We start from the raw sequence: 21,128 nt of genomic DNA, 5'->3' as shown, positions 1-21,128 counted from the left end.
GCCCCTTCACGTCACACCACGGGGTCGCTGAAACCCACCGTCACATTGTGGCGTCAGCCCTTCTTGATCAGCGCCTCCAGGGCAGCGTGATAGCCTTGGCTGCCGAGCCCCGCGATAACGCCGTCGGCCCGCAACGACACGTAGGAGTGGTGACGGAAGCTCTCGCGCTTGTGCACGTTGGACAGGTGGACCTCGATCACGCTGCCGTCGAAGGCGTTCAGTGCATCCAGGATGGCCACCGAGGTGTGGGTGAAGGCGGCAGGATTGATGATGATGGCCACCGTGCCATCCACACGAGCGGCATGAATGGCGTCGATCAGCTCGCCTTCATGATTGCTCTGCCGGCTACTCAGCTCCCATCCCGCGAGCAGCGCATGCTCGCGCAGCCCATTGTCGATGTCCGCCAGGGTTTCTTGACCGTAGATATCGGGCTCACGGGTGCCCAACAGGTTGAGATTGGGACCGTGCAGAACCAGCACCTTGCCACTCATCAGAGATTCTCCTTCAACAGTTCTCGCCGGTAGTGGGCGAACAGGGATGCGGCTTGCTCATCGGCGGCAGCACGCTGATGCTCATCCTCACAGAACCGCTTGAAGGCGTCCACGCCCTGGAACACGAACAGGCTGACGCCTGCTAGGCTAGCGCGACATCGATCCACCCCCGCCTGGGTGATCGAGGTGGAACGCGAGGAACTGATCCGGACGCTGATCGCCAAGGGGGTAGGGGTCGGGTTACTCCACGGCGACGCGGCGCATGCCGCGCTCACCGCTGGCGAAGTGGGGCGCATCGCGCCAACGGGACTGTCGCTTCGTCAGGTGTTCGCCCTGCTGCATCGACGAGCGTCCGAACCTTTGCTCCATGCCGCGCGTGACAGTCTGCGGCCAGCCTCCACTCACGCCTGAGCGTCGGATAGCCAGCGCCGCCAGGCGTCGATGACCACCTGCCGATGGGCCTTGAACTCGACCACATCGCCGCGGGCGGTCTCCCGGGTCAGCGCTGCACGGTGGTTGGCGCTGCGCGCGGCCAGGTAGGCATCACGCAGGGCCTGGGCCTCGTCGGGGGCCAGGTGACCGGTCTCTTCCAGGGTCTCGAGAATTCGCATGTTGTCGCTGAAGCGCATGAGCTCCGGCGTCTGATGGGACAGTGCCAGCACCGCGTACTGACACAGGAACTCGATATCGACCATGCCACCGGGGTCGTGCTTGAGGTCAAAGGTGTCGTCACTGCCCTTTGACCCCAGGTGGTCACGCATCTTGTGGCGCATCTTGACCACTTCATCGCGCAGGGCGTCTTGCTCCCGCTCGCTGCCGAGGATATCGCGGCGTACCTGCTCGAAGGCCTCGGTCAGCTCGGCACTGCCGGCCACCACCCGGGAGCGCACCAGCGCCTGGTGCTCCCAGGTCCAGGCCTGCTCGCGCTGATAGTCGGCAAAGGCGCTCAGGGGACTGACCAGCAGACCGGCATTGCCCGAGGGGCGCAGTCGCATGTCGACCTCGTAGAGCGACCCGGCTGGCGTCACCGCCGACAGCAGGTGGATGATGCGCTGTCCCAGGCGGGTGAAAAAGACGGTGTTGTCGATCGGGCGCTTGCCGTCGGTCTCGCCCTGGGACGCGCAGTCATGCAGAAACACCAGGTCGAGGTCCGAGCCATAGCCCAGCTCAATGCCGCCGAGCTTGCCGTAGCCGACGACCAGAAACGCCGGGGTCTCGCCCACCCGCTCGCCATCCTTGCCAAGCGGAAAGCCATGCTTGCGAGTCAGGGTCTTCCAGGCCATCACCAGCACCGCGTCGAGAATCACCTCGGCGATGTAGGTGAGATAATCACTGACCTTCATCAGGTGACGGGTGCCGGCGATATCGGAGGCCGCCACATGCAGCACCTGAGCGTGCTTGAACACGCGCAGGGCTTCCAGCTGGGCCTCTTCGTCGTCCTCGGGAATCCGCGCCAGGGTCTGGCGCAGCTCATCGGCCAGACGCTGCTTGTCGGCCGGGGTGTAGAGGGTGTCAGGCGTCAGCAGCTCATCCAACAGGATCGGATAACGGGCGATCTGCTCGGCGATCCAGGGACTCGCGCCACACAGCTTCATCAGGTGGCCCAGGGCATCCGGGTTCTCCCTCAGCAGCGCCAGGTAGGCGGTGCGCCTGAGCACTGCCTCGATCAGCGGCAGCACTCGCTCAAGTGACGCATCGGGCGCCTCGCTGTCGGCCAGCGCGTCCAGCAGCATCGGCATCAGCGCGTCAAGGCGCTCAAAGCCCACCCGCTGCATGGTCTGAACCTGACGCGACCCCGCCAGGCCCTTGATCCGCTTGAGCGCGGTGGTGGCGTCTTCGAAGCCAGCCCGCGTCAGCGTGGCCTCGGCCTCCTCGTCGTCCGGCTCGCCGCGCCACAGCTGGCGCCAGGTTTCGAGGTTGGCGCCCTCCTCCGTGTCCTCTTCGACCTCGTCTTCGGGATCGCTGATCACCGCATCGAAGTGCTGGCGGACCCGTGCGCGCACCTCATCCAGCTGCGCCATCAGCGCCGGCCAGTCCTTGGCGTCCATGGCCAGCGCCACTCGCTCGCGGTCGAGCTCGTCATCGGGCAGGGCCTGGGTCTGGCGATCCTCCAGCGCCTGGATGGCGTGCTCCAGATCACGCAGGAAGGCGTAATCCGGCAGCAGCTCGTCGACCACGCCCTGGGGCAACAGGCCGAGCTCCGGCAGACGCTGCATGGCGGTCTTCAACGAGGTGACCTGAAGCTCGGTATCACGCCCACCGCGAATCAACTGAAAGGCCTGAACGATAAACTCGACCTCGCGGATGCCGCCGGGTCCCAGCTTGATGTTGCCCTGCATGCCCTTGCGCCGGACCTCGCGATTGATCATCGCCTTGAGCTCACGCAGCGACTCGATGGCACCGAAGTCCAGGTACTTGCGATAGACGAAGGGACGAATGCTCGACAACAGCTCGTAGCCGGCATCGATATCGCCGGCCACCGGGCGCGCCTTGAGCATGGCGTAGCGCTCCCACTCGCGGCCCTGATCCTGGTAGTAGCCCGCCAGTGAGGCAAAGCTGCCGACCAGTGGCCCGCCGTCCCCCAGCGGGCGCAGGCGCATGTCGACGCGAAAGACGAAGCCGTCGGCGGTTACCGGGTCCAGGGCCGAGATGAGCTTCTGACCGAGCTTGGTGAAGTACTCGACGTGGTCCAGCGCCTTGCGCCCGCCTTGGGTCTCGCCCTTCTCGGGATAGGCGAAGATCAGGTCGATGTCCGACGACAGGTTCAGCTCACCGGCGCCCAGCTTGCCCATGCCGAGCACCACCAGGCGCTGCTCGCTGCCGTCCCCGCGGGGCGCGGGGCGTCCCCAGCGGGCCTCGACAAAGCGCTCGAGCCAGCCAAGCGCCCCTTCCAGGCAGACCTCGGCCAGGCGCGACACCGCGGCACCAGTGGCCCAAGCATCGATGCCCTCAGGGCGATTGATATCACGCCACACGATCCCCAGCATGCGCGCGGCACGAAATCGGCGTACGGCTGCCTGCATGGCAGCCTCGTCGTCGGCCGACGCCAGGACCTCATCCAACAGCTCCTGGAGCTCTGCTGGGCTCAGCGCACGATCCAGCTCGCCGCTGGAGTCCAACCAGCCCAGCCACTGGGGATAGCGCACCAGCGTCTCGGCGGCAAACTCGGAGATCGCCAGCACTCGGGCGAGTTCGACCCGTCGATGGGTTTCGAGCGCCTGATACAGCTCACCGGGGGGCTCGCTGCCGCTCATCTCGGCGATGTTGTCCGCCTGATCGATACGCGCGGCCAGGCGTCCCCATGCCTTGTCCAGAGCACCGTGCAAGGCAGCCGGAATATCATCGCGGGGAAGAAAGTCCGGGCTCTGTTCCATGGCGGCTCTCCTTGTTCGTCATCGTCGCCGTGCGCTTCAGCCGGCGGTGTATGCCTCGGTTCATACCCTGAGCATAAACAAGCGCGGCGGTCCCGACACCCTCCGCTGGCGCAAGATGGCCGTTAGCCCATCAAGAACTTCTCGGCGGCCAGCAACGCCCAGGTCAATCCCGCCATGAACAGCGCCAGCATCACTGCGGCGGAACCAATATCCTTGGCTCGCCCGGACAGCACATGTCGTTCGGGCCCGATGCGATCGACCACGCTTTCGATGGCGCTATTGACCAGCTCCACGATCAGCACCATGAAGCAGCTGCCCACCAGCAGAATCCACTCCACCGGGGTATCGCCAATCCACCAGGCCAGCGGTACCAGCACCATGCACAGCCCCAGCTCCTGGCGGAAGGCCGATTCATGACGAAAGGCCGCTCGCAATCCCTTCAATGAGTAACGCGTCGAGTGAATCAGGTGGCGCCAGCCGGTGTGTCCGGGCTTCATGAGACTTCCTCGTGCAGCGGGACGCGTTCCTGCGTCCCTCAGTGGTTGGCAATCATGCGATCCAGATCGAGAGATACCAGGTCAAGCACCCTGGACCAGCTGATATAGGGCGTGGAGGAGGTGCCGTTGACCAGCACCGTGAACACCCCGAAGCGATGGCTTGCGGTACGGAAGTAACCGGTCACGGCACGCACCGCCACCGGCTGGTTAAGCGTGCCGGTCTTCACCGTGACGTGGCTCTGGAAGGTCGACGACCCCCGTCGAATGAAGCGCATCGGGCCATTGGTGGGCGCCTGCAGTCCTGCATTGAACACCGGGAACAGGTCGGCTCGCTGGAACATGTACTCCAGCAGGGCGTTACCCCCCATGGCGGATATCTTGTTGCCCGTGGTCAGGCCACTGCCGCTTTCCATGGTCGCGGCGCCGTGACCTGGCACTTGGGCAATAAAGGTTTCCAATGCCGTCCCGGCCTGGTCGAGCTCCGCCCTCGGCTGATCGACCAGATTCAGCGCCAGCACGTCGGCCATGTAGTTGTTGGAGTAGTTGAGCATACGCAGCAGAATTTCCTGCAGCGGCTTGCCATCCACCGCTGCCAGGCGCCGTGCGGAGGCCGGCGGCGGCTCGCTGGTCGTGGCCACGCCCCCTTCCACCGTGATCCCCATGCTCGCCAGCATGGCCTGGAAGGTGGCAGCCGTCTGCGCCGCGGGATCAGCGCTGGCACGGTAGACCTCACGGGGCAACGCGTTGGAGGAAATCTGTCCACTGACGGTCAGGGTCTCGCCGGTGCTGCCAGTGACCCGGGTGGCCTGCAGGCTGGTACCGGCATTGGCGCCCTGAGTGGTGACCTGATTGTTGACCGCGAACAGCGGCGCCTGGCTGTTGCAGCCGGTGATCCGCGCAGGGCCACCCACGGCGCCAGGGGCCACCTGCACGCACCAGCTGCCATAGTTGACGCCGGCCGAGGTCAAAAGCGCACTGTAGGCATTGTCGGAACGCTCACGGGCGGTGCAGCGGTCGATGGTACGGCAGGTCACCGGACCAAAGCGCCACTGGCTGACGACCAGCCTGCCGGAGACACGCCGCACGCCCGCCTGGTGCAGCCGCTGGCCCAGGCGCCACAGGTCTTCGCTGGTCAAACTGGGGTCGCCGCCGCCCACCAGCACCAGGTCGCCCGCCACGGTCCCGCCGGCATCCGGACGAGCGGTGCTGACCACATCGGTGGTAAAGCGATGCTGTGGCCCCCAGGCATCCAACGACGCTGCGGCGGTGTAGACCTTGGTGACCGATGCCGGCGTCAACAAGCGGCCCGGTTCCAGGCTACCCAGGGTTTCTGCTGGCGCGGCGCCCATTTCGAGCAAGCGTGCCTCGGCACTGACCTGGAAGCCCTGATTCGTCAATTCGGCAAGATTCGAGAAGCCCGCAGCCTGCACGCTGGCGGCAGGCACCATGACGGTAGCCAGCGTCAGCAACGCAGTGGTCATCAAGGCGGATATGGCGGATGAAGAGCGCGACGACATGAAGACTTCCCTGGGGTGGACGGACGTCACGCCGTTTCGACGCAACGAGGGCCGAGTCTACCGCCTGGCGCGACAGGATTCGACTGCGGGTCGATGACATGACCACGCCGCAGCGCTTATCGCTACCCGCCACGCTCATAGGGACGCCGAGAACCCGTCACAGGGACGCCGAGAACCCGTCACAGGGACGCCGAGAACCGTCAGTGGGACGCCGTAGAAGAAAACAGCTGGATCACGCAGACCCCGCCAATGATCATGGCGAGCCCCACCAGGGCGGGCAGGTCGGGCTTCTCGCCGTAGACGATGATGCCGACCAGGGTCACCAGCACGATGCCAAGCCCCGCCCAGAAGGCGTAGGCGATCCCCACCGGTACGCTGCGCAGTACCAGCGACAGCAGGTAGAAGGCCGCCAGGTAGCCGACCACCACCACTACGCTGGGCCACAGCCGGGTGAATTCGTTGGAGGCCTTGAGCGCCGAGGTGGCAATAACCTCGGCGATGATGGCCAGTGCAAGATACAGATAACTCATCCGCTTGCTCCCTGAAGACGACGTTCGACGATCCGGTCGAACAGCGAATTGAAAACCATGGCATAGATCAGGAAGAACAGCATAAAGCCGGCGTCCAGCCAGAACGCTTCCACCAGACCGATGTCCATCCACCAGGCCACCGCAGGAAGCGTCATGACCAGTAGCCCAAGCTCAAAACCAAAGGCCTGGGCCAGGCGCTGCTGCAAGGTGCGCCGGCGACTGGGGACCCAGCGATCGAACAACCAGTTCCACACCAGGTTCCACAGCATGGCGGCGGTGGCGAGCCCGGCCGCCAGCACTCCCATTTCGGCGAGGCCGTGACCGCTGAGCATGCTGGCCAGCGGCGTGACGATCACCAGCCCACCCAGCTCAAATGACACCATATGTACCAGACGTTCCTTCAAGGACCGCATCACGTTCACTCCCGCCCGAGGGCGTTGTCGCTTGACGATGCCGCCTATTCTAGGCACTTGGCCGATGGATTCCAGCTAGCTACTATCAGGTAAACAGATAGGTAGGCCTTCCACCATGCATTGGACCCTGGACCAGATTCAGCTGTTCATCGCCTGCGCCGAGCAGGGCTCGTTCTCGGCCGCCGCGCGTCACCTTGGGCGTGCGCAATCGGCGGTAAGTACCGGCATTTCCCATCTTGAGCTGGACCTTGACTGCGAGCTGTTCGATCGCCGTTCGCGCTCCCCCACCCTGACCGCAGCGGGCCATGCGCTACTGCCGGAAGCCAGAGCCGTACAAGCGCAGTGCGAGCGACTCAACGCCCGTGCGGCGACCCTGGCACAGGGCGAAGAGGCCCAGCTGGTGGTGGCCATGCATGAAGCCTTGATCGAGATGCCCCCGGTGGACGCGACGCTGGAGGCCCTTGCTGAGCATTACCCCGCACTGTCGCTGACCCTGCTTTACGGCGCCCAGGGGGACGTCGCCGAATGGGTTGAGCAGGGCACCGCCCACCTGGGCATTCTGCTCAGTCAGGTGCATGCGGCAGGCCCCCTCGAGGGCAGTCGCATCGCCCATTTGAAGCAGCGTTGGGTGGTAGGAAGCACTCACCCCCTGGCCCAGCAGGCAGCGGTAACGCCGTCGGCCTTGGCCAGCTATCGACAGCTGATGATGGCGTCACGCCATAGCGAGGCGACGGCACCGCCCCACACCGAGCCTTGCCTGAGCCCCATGCACTGGCGCCTCAATAGCTTCTATTCCATGGCGGAGTTGACTGCCCGCGGACTCGGCTGGTCGCTGGTACCGGAGCACGTGGCAGACTATCCGCCTTTTCGCGACAAGCTGCAGACGCTGACAGGGCCGGGCCTTGGCGAGCCCCCGAGCATCGAGGTCGAAACGGTCATTCGCCGCGATGCCGCCAAGGGCCCTATCGCCCGCTGGCTGGTCGCCACCCTGGGCGAGAACTTCCGCGCCGTCAGCCATAGCCTGACAGCGCCCGCTGACCCCCTCCGCTAGGGGGTTGGCATCAGCTGGGGGCGATGATCGAGCGTGGCGACCAGGCGCCACAGAGGTTGGTGGTGCTCGTGGTACTTGCGCTCGAAATGGGTCATCGGTGCTACGCCGGGGTCGTGGGCCTCGACCGGCGCCGACACGCCAGTGGCCAGAGTCACCGCGGCGGCAAACTCCTCGACGTAGATCCGCCAGTTGGAGCGCACCTCAAGCCTCCCGCCCAACCCCACAATGGCCGGGAACACCGGGTGCCCGTGCCAGCGATGCTTCAGCTGGACCGACTTGGGGTAGGGATTGGGGTACAGCAGATAGTGCCGCTCGGGCTGCCAGCCCGTCGCCAGGGCCAGACGCCAGAAATCCACCAGGTCAGCACGCACCAGCAAGGCATTGTCCGGCAGCGGCCCATGGTCCCTGGACAAGCGGTCGGCGCTGCGGTCGACGCCGATCACGCTGTGCTCGGGAAACTGCTCGGCCAGCCTGCGCGTCGACAGACCGACACCACAGCAGGCATCGAGAATAAGCCCTCGCTCACCCTGGGAGCGACGCCAGGCCTCGGCATCGTCAAAGGCGTCTCGGGTGTGCTGAGCCAAAGGCTTGCGCCAGACATGGGACAGGCCACGAGTGACCCTGCGCAGCAGGTCCTCGTGAGGGCCGGTCTGGGCGGAGGTCACGATACGGGGAACATCAGACATATGCGGTCTCGAGCGGGGAAAGCGGCAACAGCGACATGCTGCCGTGAATAGCACAGCCAGTGTACCAAAGCCCCGGTAAGTGAGCAGGTACAGACGCCTCAGCCCAATGCTCGCCAGCGCAAGGGCAACGGCGCCACTCTCACCATGTGCAACACTTTGCAACACACCTGGTGCACGCTGTCGCAGCAGCACTGTCGCCCTGCTCGCGCATGACGAAGGACCGACCAGGTGCTAACATCGCTGGCCTGAAATCCTATCCCGTGGCAATATCGAACGGCGTTTTGCTTGGGACACGGGCAGCATCGCGCGAGGCACGACTCCTCGCCACCTTGGCATCGAGGCATAAACACCAGCAGCACTGAAGCCAGACCGCCGAATCCACGGATTCCCGCTTCTGGCCTGTTGGCGTCACCTCGACCAAGGGCAGCACTGACGTGCTGATCTGCCCGGGTCTTCATCAGCGCCGTTTTCTGCGCTCCCAGAGCGAGCCTTTCACCCGCTTCAATACGAGGACTCCGGCTTGTCACACTTACCGGTGATCGTGGGCATGGGCGGCGTCAACCCGGCCGGCCGTACCTCGGGCCATCAGGCCTTCCGTCGCACCGTGCTCGACGCCCTTTCCGACGACGAGCAGACCTCCACCCTGCTCGGTCTGGCCGCCATGATGCGCCTGGCCCACTGCGATGCTGACCAGCACTGGCACAATGCCCAGGGCCAGGAGCTCGATGCCGCCCAACTGGCGCTCGAAACCCGTGACCAGGTACTTAGCCATACCCTGATTCGTCGCATCGAAGATCCGCGTTTCAACGACGAAGGCCTGCCGGCCAATCGTCGCGCCAACCTGGCACTGGAATCGCCGATCACCTTCCGCCTGCGTCGACGCCAGCTACCCGACGACCTGCCGCCTACCTGGCAGGTGCGTGAGGTCGACCGGCATCACCTGGAAGTTACCGTGCCAGCGGGGCAGATGGACGTCATGCTGCCCGAGACACGCCCTGCTCAGGTGCGCGCCGCCGGCCAGCTACCCAGCGGCTTTGATCCCAGCCAGCTGTATCGCAGCGTGCACCACCCCCGCGGTCTTTCCATGGCGGTGTTCGCTGCCAGCGATTGCCTGGGCGACAGCGGCCTCGACTGGGACACGCTGCGCGACCGGCTCGACCCGGATGCGATCGCCGTCTACGCCGGCAACTCGATCGGCCAGCTGGATGACGAAGGCTGGGGCGGTCTGCTCAAGAGCTTTGTGTCCGGCAAACGCGCCACCTCAAAGCAGATGCCGCTGGGCTACGGGCAGATGCCTGCCGACTTCCTCAACGCCTATGTACTGGGCAGCGTCGGCGCCACCGGCGCGGCACTGGGGGCCTGCGCCAGCTTTCTGTACAACCTGCGCCTGGGGATCGACGACATCCGCAGCGGCCGTCGCAGAATCGTCATGGTGGGCACCGCCGATGCGCCCATCACTCCCGAGATCATCGAGGGCTTCCGCACCATGGGGGCCCTTGCCGACGATGATAGCCTGAAGGCCTTGGACGCCCTGGAGCTGCTGACCGACGCCGACTACCAGCGCGCCAGCCGCCCCTTCGCCCGCAACTGCGGCTTTACCATGGGCGAGTCCAGCCAATTCGTGATGCTGATGGACGACGCCCTGGCGTTGGAAACAGGCGCGGATATCCTGGCTGCTGCACCGGAGGTCTTCGTCAACGCCGACGGCTGGAAGCGCTCGATCTCGGCGCCCGGTATCGGCAACTACGTAACCCTGGGCAAGGCCTGCGCCTTGATCCGCGACATGCTTGGAGAAAAGAGCCTGCGCGAGCGCTCCTTCCTGCATGCCCACGGTACCTCGACACCGAAGAACCGCACCACCGAGTCCCACGTCTTTGACGCGGTGGCCAAGGCCAACGGCATCACCGAGTGGCCAGTGGTGGCCATCAAGGCCTTCCTGGGACATTCCCAGGGCAGCGCCGCCGGTGATCAGCTCACCAGCGCCCTGGGCAGCTTTGCCCATGGCCTGCTGCCGGGGATCTGCACCCTGGACAAGGTCGCAGACGATGTCCACGCCGAGCGCCTTCGGTTCTTCCGTGAGACCCAATCCTTCGTCGCAGATGCCAGCCTGATCAATGCCAAAGGCTTTGGCGGCAACAATGCCACCGGCGTGCTGATTTCGCCGAATGCCACCGAGCGGCTGCTGACCCAGCGCCACGGGGCCCAGGCGATGGATGCCTGGCGTGAGCGCCGCGAGGTCACACGGGCCCAGGCCCGTGCCTATCACCAGCAGGCGGATGCGGGGCACTTCGCCGTGCGCTATCGTTTCGGTGAGGGCGTGCTCGAAGGACCGGAGCTCGAGGTGCAGCACGACAGCATCCATATCCCGGGCTACGCCCAGCCGGTATCGCTGGCGGTGGACAACCCCTTTGGCCAGCTTGCCGACAACGACGACGAGAGACAGGAGCAAAGGTGATGACGACGGCCGTCTATCCCGGCACCTTCGATCCGATCACCAACGGTCACTACGACCTGATCGAACGGGCGTCACGCCTGTTCGAGAAAGTCGTGGTCGCCATCGCGGCGAGCCCCGGCAAAGGGCCCGCGCTGGACCTGGATACCCGACTCGAGTTGACCCGAGACGTGGTCGCCCCCCTGGGCAACGTAGAGGTTGTCGGCTTCAGCGGGCTGATGACCGACTTCATGCAAGCCCAGAATGCGCGGGTACTGCTGCGAGGATTGCGGGCGGTATCCGACTTCGAGTACGAGCTTCAGCTCGCCAACATGAATCGCGCGCAGATGCCTGATCTGGAAACCGTCTTTCTGACGCCAGAGGTCGAGAATTCCTACATCTCTTCCACCCTGGTGCGAGAGATTTCTCGCCTCGGTGGAGACATCAGCAAGCACGTGCACCCCAAGGTCGCACAAACCCTGCGTAGCCATTACAATACCTGACCATCACACTGGGATTTGACGCTGCGGATGCCTCTTGCGCTGCAGGACCGATCCCGTTGATCCCGAACACCGGGACCGGCAATGCCGTTTCCCCGGGCTGCCCGCCAGGCCAACCCCCGTCGCTGTGCGACGCGCCTGACCGGAAGCCCCGGCCTCAGGGCCGCGACTCTGCGTGAGGACCCTCAATGTCACTGATGATCACCGACGAGTGCATCAACTGCGACGTCTGCGAACCGGAATGCCCCAATGGCGCCATTTCTCCCGGCGAGGAGATCTACGTCATCGACCCCAACCTGTGCACGGAGTGCGTCGGTCACTACGACGAGCCTCAGTGTCAGCAGGTGTGTCCGGTGGACTGCATACCGCTGGACCCCGAGCGTGTCGAAAGCCACGAGACGTTGATGGAGAAGTACCACATCATCACGGCGGCCTGATCACCTCCGGCCATCGCCGACCATGCTGACGCTGACGCTGACGTGCTGAGGCCGGCATGTCTATGCTGACAGTTCATGCTGACAGTTCATGCTGACCGTTCATGCTGACCGTTCATGCTGACCGTTCACGCTAGCAGGAGCCGCCCCAGGGCGGCTCCTGGCGTTTACAGCTTGACCACTGCACGCCCACTCAGGGCCTCCGGCAGGTCAGGCACGCTGATTCCCAGCAGGGTGAGCGGCGTGATCGCGGGCCGGCGCTCAAGACACACGATCAGGCTGTCGCCCTCAAGACGCACTCTGGCACCATCGGCGCATCCTGGAGTCTGCTCGGCGCTCCAGCCCATGGCGCTGATACTGTCGAGTACCCGCTGCGCGGCGTCAGACTCGACGTCTTCCTCGGCAAGCCACGGGGCACTGGCGACCACCGCGGCAGACCTCGCCGCTTCGCTGGCCACCTGGGTCAACTGGTGCTGCTGCACCATGGCCACCGAGTAGCTGATCAAGGCGTACAGCAGCAGCAGGAAAATCGGCAGCACGACGGCGAACTCGATGGCCACCGCCCCTCGCTGGCCCTGCACTCCCCTGCGGTGTCTGTTCATCGCTCCTCCACCGAGTCATTCGGTTGTCGTATCAGGGCGACTCGCCGTCCTGACAGCCTGCCCAGCTGGTGGCGCACCCCGTCAGCGACTCAACGCCCCCTGCATCCACCGCCAGCACCCGTACATCCAGGGTGTTGACGCCGATGCCCAAGCCCTCGAGCGCCGGCTCCAGCAAGGTCGCGTTGACGTCAGACAGCGTCGCCGACAGCAGGGAGGGCACACCAAGAGTGGATACCAGCCCACCAAGCAAGCCCAGCTGGTTGACCACACTCGTGACCAGTCCATCCAGCACCTGGGTCACCTGGGCCCCACCTTGGCCATCAAAGACCGCCCGGGACTGGTCGGGCCAGACCAGTCGTCGCTGCTCCTTGGCGCCCTGGGCGCTGCCCACGGAGGCCTCTTCGTCATTGGAGAAAAGCCCCAGCAACCTGACCTCCTGCTCGATCTGCACCAGCGAACGCTGGGCCACGACGCTAAGCTCGAGCCCGTCATCCAACGCCGCCATGGCGTCGACCGCCGCGCGCCCTTCAGCCCCGGTCACCCGGGTGCTCACCTCCACATTCAGCAGTCCGGCCAGCCCAAGCCCAAGCTCCAACGACAGCTCGAGCTGAGCATTGCGGGCGACGCTGCGATAGCAGGACGATGAACAGTCGCTGGCCAGGCTGGCACCAGCGGGGCCCGGAGGTCCCACGGCGATGGTCGGAGGAGAGATGACCTCAAGTGCCAGCGACAGGTCGGCCAACCCCAGCCCGACGGCGATCGAGGAAAGGTCTGCCAGCCCGAGACGGACTCCGCCCTGCTTGCTGGCGTCGAGCAACAGCGCGCCTTCCAGCAGCTCGCGAACCGGCACTCGAGCGGTGAGAATATCGCGCACCGCGACCTCTCCCTGTGGGTCGATCGCCAGCAGCTCGGCCAGGGTGAAGCGCTCGCCAGGCGCCCCCGGACGCACCGGATTGGCGCTTACCGAGTCCAGTGCCTCACGGATACGGCGGCCCAGTGCCTCGAGATCCAGCGATTGCGCGAGTTGCTCTTCAAGGTCAACGTCCAGCGACTCGACCCCCAGCAGCTCGCCCAGGCTGAGCTCGAGCCCGACGCCGTCATACGCCCCCAGCACCGTCAGGTCGAGACGAGCACCGACCAGTCGATCGAGCAGCAGCGCCAGTACCGCCGATTCACTGGTATCGACCTCAAGCAGGCTGGTCCCGGCGCTCAGCGTTACCATCGAGGCGCGCCTTGCCACCCCGGTAGCGGTCAGCCGGGTGTTGTCGTCCACCTCGCCGCCGATCAGCTCACCCAGGTTGGCCAGCAGGCTGCTGGGCACCTCACGCTGAAGTCTGACCTCGACGCTGTTGGCGAGCCCTGACTCCGTGAGGAACCTGCCACCGTCGTCAACCGCGCCCTGGGTCAGGGTCAGGGTGGCGTCCCCCGCGTCCACATCGATGCCATTTTCCTGCACGGCATCGATGGCCCACAGGCGCAGGCTGGCATGGCCACAAGCATCGCCCTGAAACAGCGCCTGGCAACTTGCCGCCGCGGATACTGCCGCCAGGTCCGCCGCCTGCTGCAGGCGACGCTGCTCCAGATACAGGCGCCCGGCATCCAGGGCCAGGGTCACCAGGGCGACCAGCCAGACCAGCAGGAAGGCGGTCATCACGCCGATGGCGCCTCGCTGTCGCTGCAGCCTGCCAGCCGATGTCATCGGTCGCCGTCGCGGTGTGTCAGCTTCAATCCTCGCCAAAGCCGGTCTCGATATAGCGCTCTGGAATCGGGTGACCGAAGCTGTCCACATAGCGCTGATAGATCTGGCTCTGGACCTTGCCCGACAGCACCTGGACGGAGGGCGATGCCACGCGTCCCTCACGCTGTGCAGCCAGCATTGCTCGGGTACGTTCGCCGAAGGGGTCGCGACTGGCGGGAAGTCGCACGATGCCGGGATGGCTGGTAGCGGCCTGCTGCGCTTCCGCGCGATCCGGCCATAGCATCAGCGCCAGGCTCAGCAGCAGGCAGACCATCGCCGCCACGATGAGGGTCTTGGGCTGGGTGACAATGTCCTTGCACATCACGGTCCATCGCTCCTTGCAGGAGCGCATCCTGCGTCGGCTCATCATGATTCCGTCCTCTCACCGGGAGATGCCGCCGGGGAGATCGTACGCGGCGGCGCCGCCAGCAGTCGGGCGTCGACTCCCAGGCGTCGTGCGGTGCTTTCGGCCTGAGCGGCTTGCCCGCTCAGCCGCAGAGCCAGCACCAGGTTGGCGGCCGCCTGCTGGTGGCTGGGGTCGAGCTCCAGCGCGGTGCGAAATTCCTCCGCCGCCTGCTGCGATTCGCCTGCCAGCAACAGCAGGTAGCCGAGATCATTGCGGATGCGTGGATCGATCGGCCGGGACTCCCGGGCCTGCCGCATCAGGGTCATGGCCTGGTCGTGACGGCCAGCGCGAAAGGCATTGCGTGCCAGCCCGCGATAGCCATCTGCCACCAGGCAGGTGCCCAGCAGGGCCTCGTAGGCGCGGTTACTGCCCTCGACATCGCCGATGGCGCGTCGTGCATCGCCTTCAAGACGCCAGGCAAGCGGCAGCCCATAGTCACCTGCCTCCAGGTGAGCGGCGGCGGAGCGCGGCTTGCCGTCGTCCAGCATGCGCTCGATCAACGACAGCTCGACACCGATATCGGCAGCATAGCGGCGTCCACAGGGCCCGCTGCTCTGCTGCTGGGCGTCGCCCACCACCTCGACGGCCGGCGCGAACGCCGTCATGGGCATGGGCTGTGAAGACGCGCTGGTACATCCACTCAGCAGCGAGACTCCCAGCAGCGCGGCCAGGACGCACCACGCGCCCCCCATTCCGGGCTGCCGTGGCATGCCAGCTGGTGGTTGGCCGGAAGCGGCGAGGGTGGCGTGGCGATCTCTCGATGTCATCGGCGTCTCCCACCGGTAGTGAAGCAAAGGACTCGGCATCACGGCCCTCCCAGGGATCCCATCAGTCCACTCAGGTTGACCAAGGCGGGACCGGCCATGACGATCAACAGGGCGGGGAACAGACACAGCATCATCACCAGCGACATGGTTCCGGACAGCTGACTGACACGCTGTTGCAGGCGTGTGCGGCGCTGGGCCCCAAGGCGTTCCACCAGGGTGGTCAGGCTATCCCTGGCGCGGCCTCCCGTTCTGGCGATCTGGGCAAACATCAGGAAGAACTGCTCGACGCCTTCGCTGGCCTGCACCGCGGCCAGCTCTTCCAGCACCTTCTCGCGATCCTGGCCGCTGTCGATGCGGTTGGCGGCGATCCGCAGTTCCAGCACCATATCCGGGGTCGTCGCACCCAGCTGTTGAATCAGTCGATGCAGCAGGCTTTCCAGGGTCATGCCGGTGTCCCACAGCATCCGCGTCACCTGCAGCACCAGTTCGATATCTTCATCGAGCCGCAGCGTTCGACGACGACGCTTGCGTTCCAGCGCGAGCCACCCCAGTCCCGCTGCGAAGCCCCCCCACAGGGCAGACATGACCACGATACCCGCCACAGGCCTGCCGCCCATGATCGCCAGCAGCCCGCCCAGCATGGCGGCGCCGACCATGACCACGGCCCACGCCAGCAGCACCGCCAGCTGAGCCTTGGCCCCCACATGCCCGGACTGCCGAAGACGCAAAGACAGCCGTCCCGCCAGACCAGGGCGGCTGGCGCGACTGCGCCATAGACCACGCCCTTCCCGCAGTAGCCGCGACTCCTCCCGCCGGCGCTGTCCTTCCTCGCCCACGGGCAGCCGCGTACTGATCAGCAAGGCTGCTGCCGCCAGGGCCAAGGCCACGACGGACCCGCTCCACCAAAGATTCCACATCAGCCGCCTGTTCTCCTTATCTGGCCTACCTGCGTTGCAGCGCCGGCAGACGTTCGTTGCAGCGAGGGGGTCATACCGACTTGAGCATGCGCCACAGCAACCATCCCCCGCTCAGCTGCAGGACCACGGCCAGCGCCAGGGCCTGACGACCTCCGCTGCTCTCCAGCATGGGCAGCAGAAATGCCGGCTGCGTCAGCTGGATAAACAGCGTCAACAGCAGGGGGGACAGGCCCAGTACCAGAGCACTGATGCGGGTTTCTCCGGTCATGGCCGCCAACTCACGACCGCTTTGCTCGCGTTGGTGCAAGGCGGCGGCAAAGGCATCGAGCATGTCGGACAGGCTGCCGCCATGGCGTTGGTTGATGCGCATGGCGGTAGCCAGCAGCCCCAACTCGTCGAGCCGCAGTATCTGCCCCTCACGGGCCAACCCTTCGTCCAGTTCCTGACCGAGCTGACGCCTCAACATCACGCGAGACAGCGCATCCGACAGTGGAGGACGTACCCGCCGTGTCGCGTGCACGAAGGCGGTTTCCAGCCCTTGACCGGCCACCAGGCCACGACTGACCTGACTGAGAAATGGCGCCAGCTGGCGGCGTGCACGGCGCCGGGTGCGCGCGGCACGCAAACGAATCAGCGCATTGGCCAGCACCACCACCAGCACCACGGTCGCCGGGCCCCAGACGGCCCCCAGGCGTGACAGCAGCAACATCGCCAGCACCAGCAGACTGCCACCGGCCACAGCGACACTCAGTGGCGAGGCGGGCAACCCTGCCGCCGTCAGGCGCTCGACCAGCCATTCCATCAGCGAGTCATGGGTAACCAGCGAGCGGCGTCGCGCGGTGCGCTGACCGCCAGCCGCGCGCTCGGTGTGGGCACGCGCGCTCTTCATCAGTAGCCATGCAGCCGTGGCAAGGCATGCCGCCACCAGCGAAAAGACCACCCAGACATTCATGGGTGCGCCTCCTTAGCGCCATCCACCAGCGCCGCCAGCAGCCGCGGCCAGCAGACCGCAGACGCCTGGTCTGCTGGCCGCGCCGTGAGGTGGTCAGTCACCGGTTGCCCCTCTCGGTAGAGCGGCTCCAGGACCACCTCGCCCTGGCGTAACCCGACCACACGCAGCACCTCTGCTACCCGACGCTGACCGCTGCTGTCGCGAGCGACGTGCACGATCAGGTCGAGCGCAGTGGTGATGATTTGACGCACCAGCGCATCGGTCCCCTGAAAGCGCGACATGCGCACCATCATCTCCAGCCGTACCACGGCATCGGCGGCCGAATTGGCGTGAACGGTACTCATCGAGCCCTGATGTCCCGTGTTCATCGCCTGCAGCATGTCCAGCACTTCGTCGCCCCGACTTTCCCCCAGCAGGATCCTGTCGGGGCGCATGCGCAGGGCATTCTTGACCAGTGCACTGGCGCCGACCTCGCCTTCTCCTTCGATGTTGGGCGCTCGGGTTTCCAGCCGCACCACGTGATGGCTGGCCAGCTGCAGCTCGGCACTGTCCTCGATGGTGACCACCCTCTGCTGGGGTGGAATCGCTGCGCTCAGCACGTTCAGCAGCGTCGTCTTGCCGGCTCCGGTGCCACCGCTGACCAGCAGATTGCAGCGCTCTTCCACCGCTCGGCGCAAAAAGGTCATGAGGTTGGCCGGCACGCTGCCCATGGCCACCAGCTCCTGCCCGGTCAGCGCCTCCCGCCGAAACTTGCGGATCGAGACGCTGGGCCCGTTCAGCGACAGCGGCGCAATGATGGCGTTGACCCGGGAGCCATCGGCCAGGCGGGCATCCACCATCGGGCTGGATTCATCCAGACGCTTGCCGAGGGGCGCCAGCATGCGTCGCACGACCCTGAGAATGTGATCATCATCGAGGAAGGCGAGCTGACACGGCTCCAGCCGGCCACGGCGTTCAACGTAGACCTGGCGATGACCATTGATCAGGATGTCGGAGATGGTGTCATCGGCCAGCAATGGCTCCAGGGGCCCGAAGCCATTGAGCTCGCGACAGACATCCTCGACCACAGCGTCGACACTGTCGGTCGGCGTGGCGTAGCCCCGCAGGCTAAGCGCCTCTGTCACCAGCTCGCGCACCTGCTGACGCAGCTGCATGGGCTCATCGGCGATGCCCCTGACGTCATCCTCCAGGCGCTCGACCACCAGCTGGTGAAGCTCGCTGATCAAGGCAGGCTCTGCCCCCGGCGCCGCCTTCCGCTGACTGACCTCGGCACGCTTTTGACGAAATGGCATGGCGCTCTCCTCTCACCCCACCCGCAACCACCGATCAGCGACTGAAGCCCACCTCGGACACGCGCTCTATGGCTTGTGCATCCTGTGGATCGAACATCAGTTCCAGGAAGTTCGGGTCATAGCTCTCGAACGCGGCGCCAGGCATCGGCCCCAGATCCACCCCGGCGGCCAGCGGCCTGACAAGGTGCGGCGTCACGATCATGACCAGTTCCTTCTCGTCACGATCCAGGCGTGTCGAGCGGAAGAACGCGCCGATGACCGGGATATCACCAAGTCCAGGGATCTTGTCGACGCTTTGAATGATGTTGCGGCTGACCAGACCACTGATGATGAAGCTCTCGCCGTTGCCCAGCTGCACCGTGGTATCGGTGCGGCGCACATTCAGCGCCGGCACCGCGATACCGGCTGTCTGCACCCCGCGGGAAAAGTCCAGCTCGGACACTTCGGGCGCCACCTTGAGCATGATGCGCCGCTCGTCCAGCACCGTCGGCGTCAACTGCAGACGGATACCGAACTCCTTGAAGTCGACGCTGATCTGGTCGTCACCGCTTTGCACGGGAAAGGGAAATTCACCACCGGCCAGAAAGCTGGCGCTCTGGCCAGACAGGCTGACCAGGCTGGGCTCTGCCAGGGTATAGGCGAAGCCATTGGCGCTCAGGGCGCTGAGTGCCGAGAGCACGCCACTGGTATTGACCTGAATGATCGAGAAGCCGCCGTCACCCGCGTTGGGGGCCACGGCACCGCCCGCCAGGAAATCGAGCGTCTCATCGCTGCGGCCCAGGGCGAAGCGGGTCGAGCCGGCCTGGTTGCGCCCGATGAAGAAGCCCGCGGAGGCCATGCGGCTGCGGTTGACCTCTACCACGCGGATGTCGGTCTGGACCTGCACCGGCCCGGCCTGGGTGGTCCCATCGATGGGATCGCTGGCAAAGCGAGAGATCGCCTGATCATGGCGTTCGAGGGAGCGCGTCACGCCACGCACGTCAGGACGCGAGGTGCCGGGGGCCAGTGAGTACTCCGACTCGAGCCCCTCGCCACCGGCAGGGCGCACCTGAATCAGAGTTTCCCGGGGTTGGCTGGCACCGTCGATCCATACCTTGAGGCTGGTGCTTCCGGGGCCGACGGCGGTCACCAGCAGCGACCGCGGGTCCAGCACCTGGGCGTCAATGATGTCCCCCCGCCCCACCGCGGTGCGGGTGATACGTCCTGGCTGGCCCAGCCACTGCTGATCACCGACGGCCAGGCTCAGCCGTGACTCGGGTGACTGCGCCAGCCCCACAGCGGGGATCAACGCCACTGCCAGCAGCAGCGCGGCCGCCAGGCGTTTGCCTAGCGCCAGTCCGCGCCCTGTCCCGCAGGCACACACTCTCCAGCACACCGACCTCGGTCGGGCGATCTTGCCATCTAACTGCATGCTTGGTCCTGTTCCCTGCGCGGGTTCCGCTAGCCATGGCGACTGCCGCCACCGCTGCCGAACCTCTCATTATGATGTCAGTCTGTTGACCGCCCGTTTCCAGCCTTCCTACCGCTGGCTGCCCGCGATCACGGCAGTGAGACCACTCGACTGCTGGCTCCGACGTGTTGCACCACCTTGTATCCCTGGGCGCGTGACGCCTGCGCCGCCGGTCTGGGCGGTTCTCGCTCGATACCGGTAAGCTCATCGAAGCTGACGCTATTGCCGGGCTGGCTCAGGCTCTGGCCCAGCGATACCGGCAGGACGCTCTGCCCCAGCGCGAAGCGCAGACCGTCATCGAAGGATTCGCCCAGAGCCGCTTCCTGGTTGCCCACCACTGCCAGTCGCAGCCGCCCCGTCGCCTCGGCCAGCAGCAGCCGCGCGGTCTGGGTTTCCGGCATGGCCAGCACGGCCGTGCGCTCAGAGCCACTGTCTTCCTGGCGGTCGCCACCTACCAGGCGCTCGCCTACCCCGAGCACGCTGACATCGGAAAACAACCGCCGCGCCAGCCGATGGCGCTGACCGTTGCCGTCATCCGTCTCGGCAAAGAACAACACGTCGACCCGGTCCCCCGGCGCCACGAAGCCACCGCCGCCGATGACCGCGTCGATACCCACCCCGACGGCACGAAAGCCTGGGGGCACCACATCGGCCAGGGCACCACCGCCGACGAATCCGCCCGGCCTCAGTACATCGCCCTCACCGAGGGGCCGCGCCAGGCGCGCATCCGGCACCTGGGCCAGCTCAGCAAAGCTGCCATCCAGCGGGGTAGGAAAATAGGCCAGCCGCAACGCATCGGGCAGGTCAGAGGGGCGCTCCCCCGCACTCAGCTCCCGAGCGGCCACCAGCACCGGATAGCCGAGGGGTTCGGGCGGCGCAGAAGGTTGCATCGACTCAATCCCCGCACCCAGCGGAGGTGCTTCGGTACTGCTCGTGTACCACCCTAAGCCTGCCAGCATAATGGCCAATAGAATGAGCACCGTTGCCGCGACTCGCAGCCCTTTCACTCCCACTCCGCTCGCCTCGTTTATAGCCGCCATTGATTAGCCACCGACATCGACAATACCCAAAGGAGTTCGA

The 21,128-nt window shown here is 65.6% G+C and carries 22 protein-coding genes; 5 read left to right on the top strand and 17 right to left on the bottom strand.

The features are described from left to right. Nucleotides 1-53: 53 nt before the first annotated feature. Both aroQ and KUV41_RS12540 read right to left on the bottom strand, forming a co-directional pair. Nucleotides 54-494, bottom strand: coding sequence for a type II 3-dehydroquinate dehydratase (gene aroQ / locus KUV41_RS12545; protein ID WP_222486472.1), 441 nt, complete (start codon nucleotides 492-494; stop codon nucleotides 54-56). Continuing rightward, entirely contained in the window at nucleotides 491-715 is a 225-nt protein-coding gene (locus KUV41_RS12540; RefSeq protein ID WP_222486412.1) for a hypothetical protein, read from the bottom strand. Before KUV41_RS12540 ends, aroQ begins: the two co-directional genes overlap by 4 nt. Between KUV41_RS12540 and KUV41_RS19720 the strand changes: the two genes are divergently transcribed. After that, complete coding sequence (locus KUV41_RS19720; protein ID WP_409995804.1) at nucleotides 669-902, top strand: hypothetical protein; 234 nt, start codon at nucleotides 669-671, stop codon at nucleotides 900-902. The two genes, KUV41_RS12540 and KUV41_RS19720, sit on opposite strands and share 47 nt — an antisense overlap. On the opposite strand, the gene glnE is transcribed toward KUV41_RS19720, so the two are convergent. The 5 genes from glnE to KUV41_RS12515 all read right to left on the bottom strand — a co-directional run bounded on the left by glnE (nucleotide 893) and on the right by KUV41_RS12515 (nucleotide 6,822). Further along, on the bottom strand, nucleotides 893-3,865 hold the full coding sequence (gene glnE, locus KUV41_RS12535; protein ID WP_222486411.1) for a bifunctional [glutamate--ammonia ligase]-adenylyl-L-tyrosine phosphorylase/[glutamate--ammonia-ligase] adenylyltransferase: 2,973 nt from the start codon (nucleotides 3,863-3,865) through the stop codon (nucleotides 893-895). The two genes, KUV41_RS19720 and glnE, sit on opposite strands and share 10 nt — an antisense overlap. A 122-nt stretch (nucleotides 3,866-3,987) precedes the next feature. Continuing rightward, a complete protein-coding gene (locus KUV41_RS12530) occupies nucleotides 3,988-4,362 on the bottom strand; it encodes a diacylglycerol kinase (protein ID WP_206940597.1) in 375 nt (124 codons plus the stop codon). Between the two features lie 38 nt (nucleotides 4,363-4,400). Then, complete coding sequence (gene dacB / locus KUV41_RS12525) at nucleotides 4,401-5,879, bottom strand: D-alanyl-D-alanine carboxypeptidase/D-alanyl-D-alanine-endopeptidase (protein WP_242520708.1); 1,479 nt, start codon at nucleotides 5,877-5,879, stop codon at nucleotides 4,401-4,403. A 200-nt stretch (nucleotides 5,880-6,079) separates the two neighbouring features. Continuing rightward, the gene (locus KUV41_RS12520) at nucleotides 6,080-6,409 is read right to left on the bottom strand and encodes a DMT family transporter (protein WP_222238824.1); all 330 of its coding nucleotides are present in this window, start codon (nucleotides 6,407-6,409) and stop codon (nucleotides 6,080-6,082) included. Then, the gene (locus KUV41_RS12515; protein WP_222486471.1) at nucleotides 6,406-6,822 is read right to left on the bottom strand and encodes a PACE efflux transporter; all 417 of its coding nucleotides are present in this window, start codon (nucleotides 6,820-6,822) and stop codon (nucleotides 6,406-6,408) included. The genes KUV41_RS12520 and KUV41_RS12515 overlap by 4 nt, the downstream gene beginning before the upstream one ends. Nucleotides 6,823-6,937: 115 nt before the next feature. On the opposite strand from KUV41_RS12515, the gene KUV41_RS12510 reads away from it, so the two are divergent. Then, complete coding sequence (locus KUV41_RS12510) at nucleotides 6,938-7,873, top strand: LysR family transcriptional regulator (RefSeq protein ID WP_222486410.1); 936 nt, start codon at nucleotides 6,938-6,940, stop codon at nucleotides 7,871-7,873. On the opposite strand, the gene KUV41_RS12505 is transcribed toward KUV41_RS12510, so the two are convergent. Then, nucleotides 7,870-8,559, bottom strand: coding sequence for a tRNA (guanine(46)-N(7))-methyltransferase TrmB (locus KUV41_RS12505; RefSeq protein WP_222486409.1), 690 nt, complete (start codon nucleotides 8,557-8,559; stop codon nucleotides 7,870-7,872). The two genes, KUV41_RS12510 and KUV41_RS12505, sit on opposite strands and share 4 nt — an antisense overlap. A gap of 547 nt (nucleotides 8,560-9,106) precedes the next feature. Here KUV41_RS12505 and KUV41_RS12500 point away from each other — a divergent pair. The 3 genes from KUV41_RS12500 (at nucleotide 9,107) to KUV41_RS12490 (ending at nucleotide 11,927) form a co-directional block, all read left to right on the top strand. Next, complete coding sequence (locus tag KUV41_RS12500) at nucleotides 9,107-11,014, top strand: beta-ketoacyl synthase (protein ID WP_222164044.1); 1,908 nt, start codon at nucleotides 9,107-9,109, stop codon at nucleotides 11,012-11,014. Next, nucleotides 11,014-11,493, top strand: coding sequence for a pantetheine-phosphate adenylyltransferase (gene coaD / locus KUV41_RS12495; protein WP_206940607.1), 480 nt, complete (start codon nucleotides 11,014-11,016; stop codon nucleotides 11,491-11,493). Before KUV41_RS12500 ends, coaD begins: the two co-directional genes overlap by 1 nt. A 185-nt stretch (nucleotides 11,494-11,678) precedes the next feature. After that, a complete protein-coding gene (locus KUV41_RS12490; protein WP_206940609.1) occupies nucleotides 11,679-11,927 on the top strand; it encodes a YfhL family 4Fe-4S dicluster ferredoxin in 249 nt (82 codons plus the stop codon). Between the two features lie 164 nt (nucleotides 11,928-12,091). Here KUV41_RS12490 and KUV41_RS12485 read toward each other — a convergent pair whose 3' ends face one another. From KUV41_RS12485 to cpaB, 9 genes are all read right to left on the bottom strand, one after another. Then, the gene (locus KUV41_RS12485) at nucleotides 12,092-12,526 is read right to left on the bottom strand and encodes a TadE/TadG family type IV pilus assembly protein (RefSeq protein WP_206940611.1); all 435 of its coding nucleotides are present in this window, start codon (nucleotides 12,524-12,526) and stop codon (nucleotides 12,092-12,094) included. A 31-nt stretch (nucleotides 12,527-12,557) separates the two neighbouring features. After that, complete coding sequence (locus tag KUV41_RS12480; RefSeq protein ID WP_222486408.1) at nucleotides 12,558-14,180, bottom strand: pilus assembly protein TadG-related protein; 1,623 nt, start codon at nucleotides 14,178-14,180, stop codon at nucleotides 12,558-12,560. 70 nt (nucleotides 14,181-14,250) lie between these two features. Beyond that, on the bottom strand, nucleotides 14,251-14,634 hold the full coding sequence (locus KUV41_RS12475; RefSeq protein WP_222486407.1) for a DUF3613 domain-containing protein: 384 nt from the start codon (nucleotides 14,632-14,634) through the stop codon (nucleotides 14,251-14,253). Then, entirely contained in the window at nucleotides 14,631-15,437 is an 807-nt protein-coding gene (locus tag KUV41_RS12470) for a tetratricopeptide repeat protein (RefSeq protein WP_222486406.1), read from the bottom strand. The genes KUV41_RS12475 and KUV41_RS12470 overlap by 4 nt, the downstream gene beginning before the upstream one ends. Before the next feature lie 38 nt (nucleotides 15,438-15,475). After that, on the bottom strand, nucleotides 15,476-16,354 hold the full coding sequence (locus KUV41_RS12465; protein ID WP_222485115.1) for a type II secretion system F family protein: 879 nt from the start codon (nucleotides 16,352-16,354) through the stop codon (nucleotides 15,476-15,478). Between the two features lie 70 nt (nucleotides 16,355-16,424). After that, nucleotides 16,425-17,306: a type II secretion system F family protein gene (locus KUV41_RS12460; protein ID WP_206940628.1), complete on the bottom strand. Its 882-nt coding sequence runs from the start codon at nucleotides 17,304-17,306 to the stop codon at nucleotides 16,425-16,427. Further along, nucleotides 17,303-18,598, bottom strand: a complete 1,296-nt coding sequence (locus KUV41_RS12455; protein ID WP_222486405.1) for a CpaF family protein — start codon at nucleotides 18,596-18,598, stop codon at nucleotides 17,303-17,305. The genes KUV41_RS12460 and KUV41_RS12455 overlap by 4 nt, the downstream gene beginning before the upstream one ends. Before the next feature lie 34 nt (nucleotides 18,599-18,632). Continuing rightward, a complete protein-coding gene (locus KUV41_RS12450; protein WP_222486403.1) occupies nucleotides 18,633-20,009 on the bottom strand; it encodes a type II and III secretion system protein family protein in 1,377 nt (458 codons plus the stop codon). A gap of 128 nt (nucleotides 20,010-20,137) precedes the next feature. Next, entirely contained in the window at nucleotides 20,138-21,088 is a 951-nt protein-coding gene (cpaB, locus tag KUV41_RS12445) for a Flp pilus assembly protein CpaB (RefSeq protein WP_261396036.1), read from the bottom strand. Nucleotides 21,089-21,128: the final 40 nt, after the last annotated feature.

It is taken from the genome of Halomonas sp. DP8Y7-1 (genome assembly GCF_019801685.1).
Classification (GTDB): domain Bacteria; phylum Pseudomonadota; class Gammaproteobacteria; order Pseudomonadales; family Halomonadaceae; genus Halomonas; species Halomonas litopenaei_A.
Note: the sequence above shows the minus strand (reverse complement) of the source record. Positions and strands in the feature narration are given on the sequence as shown.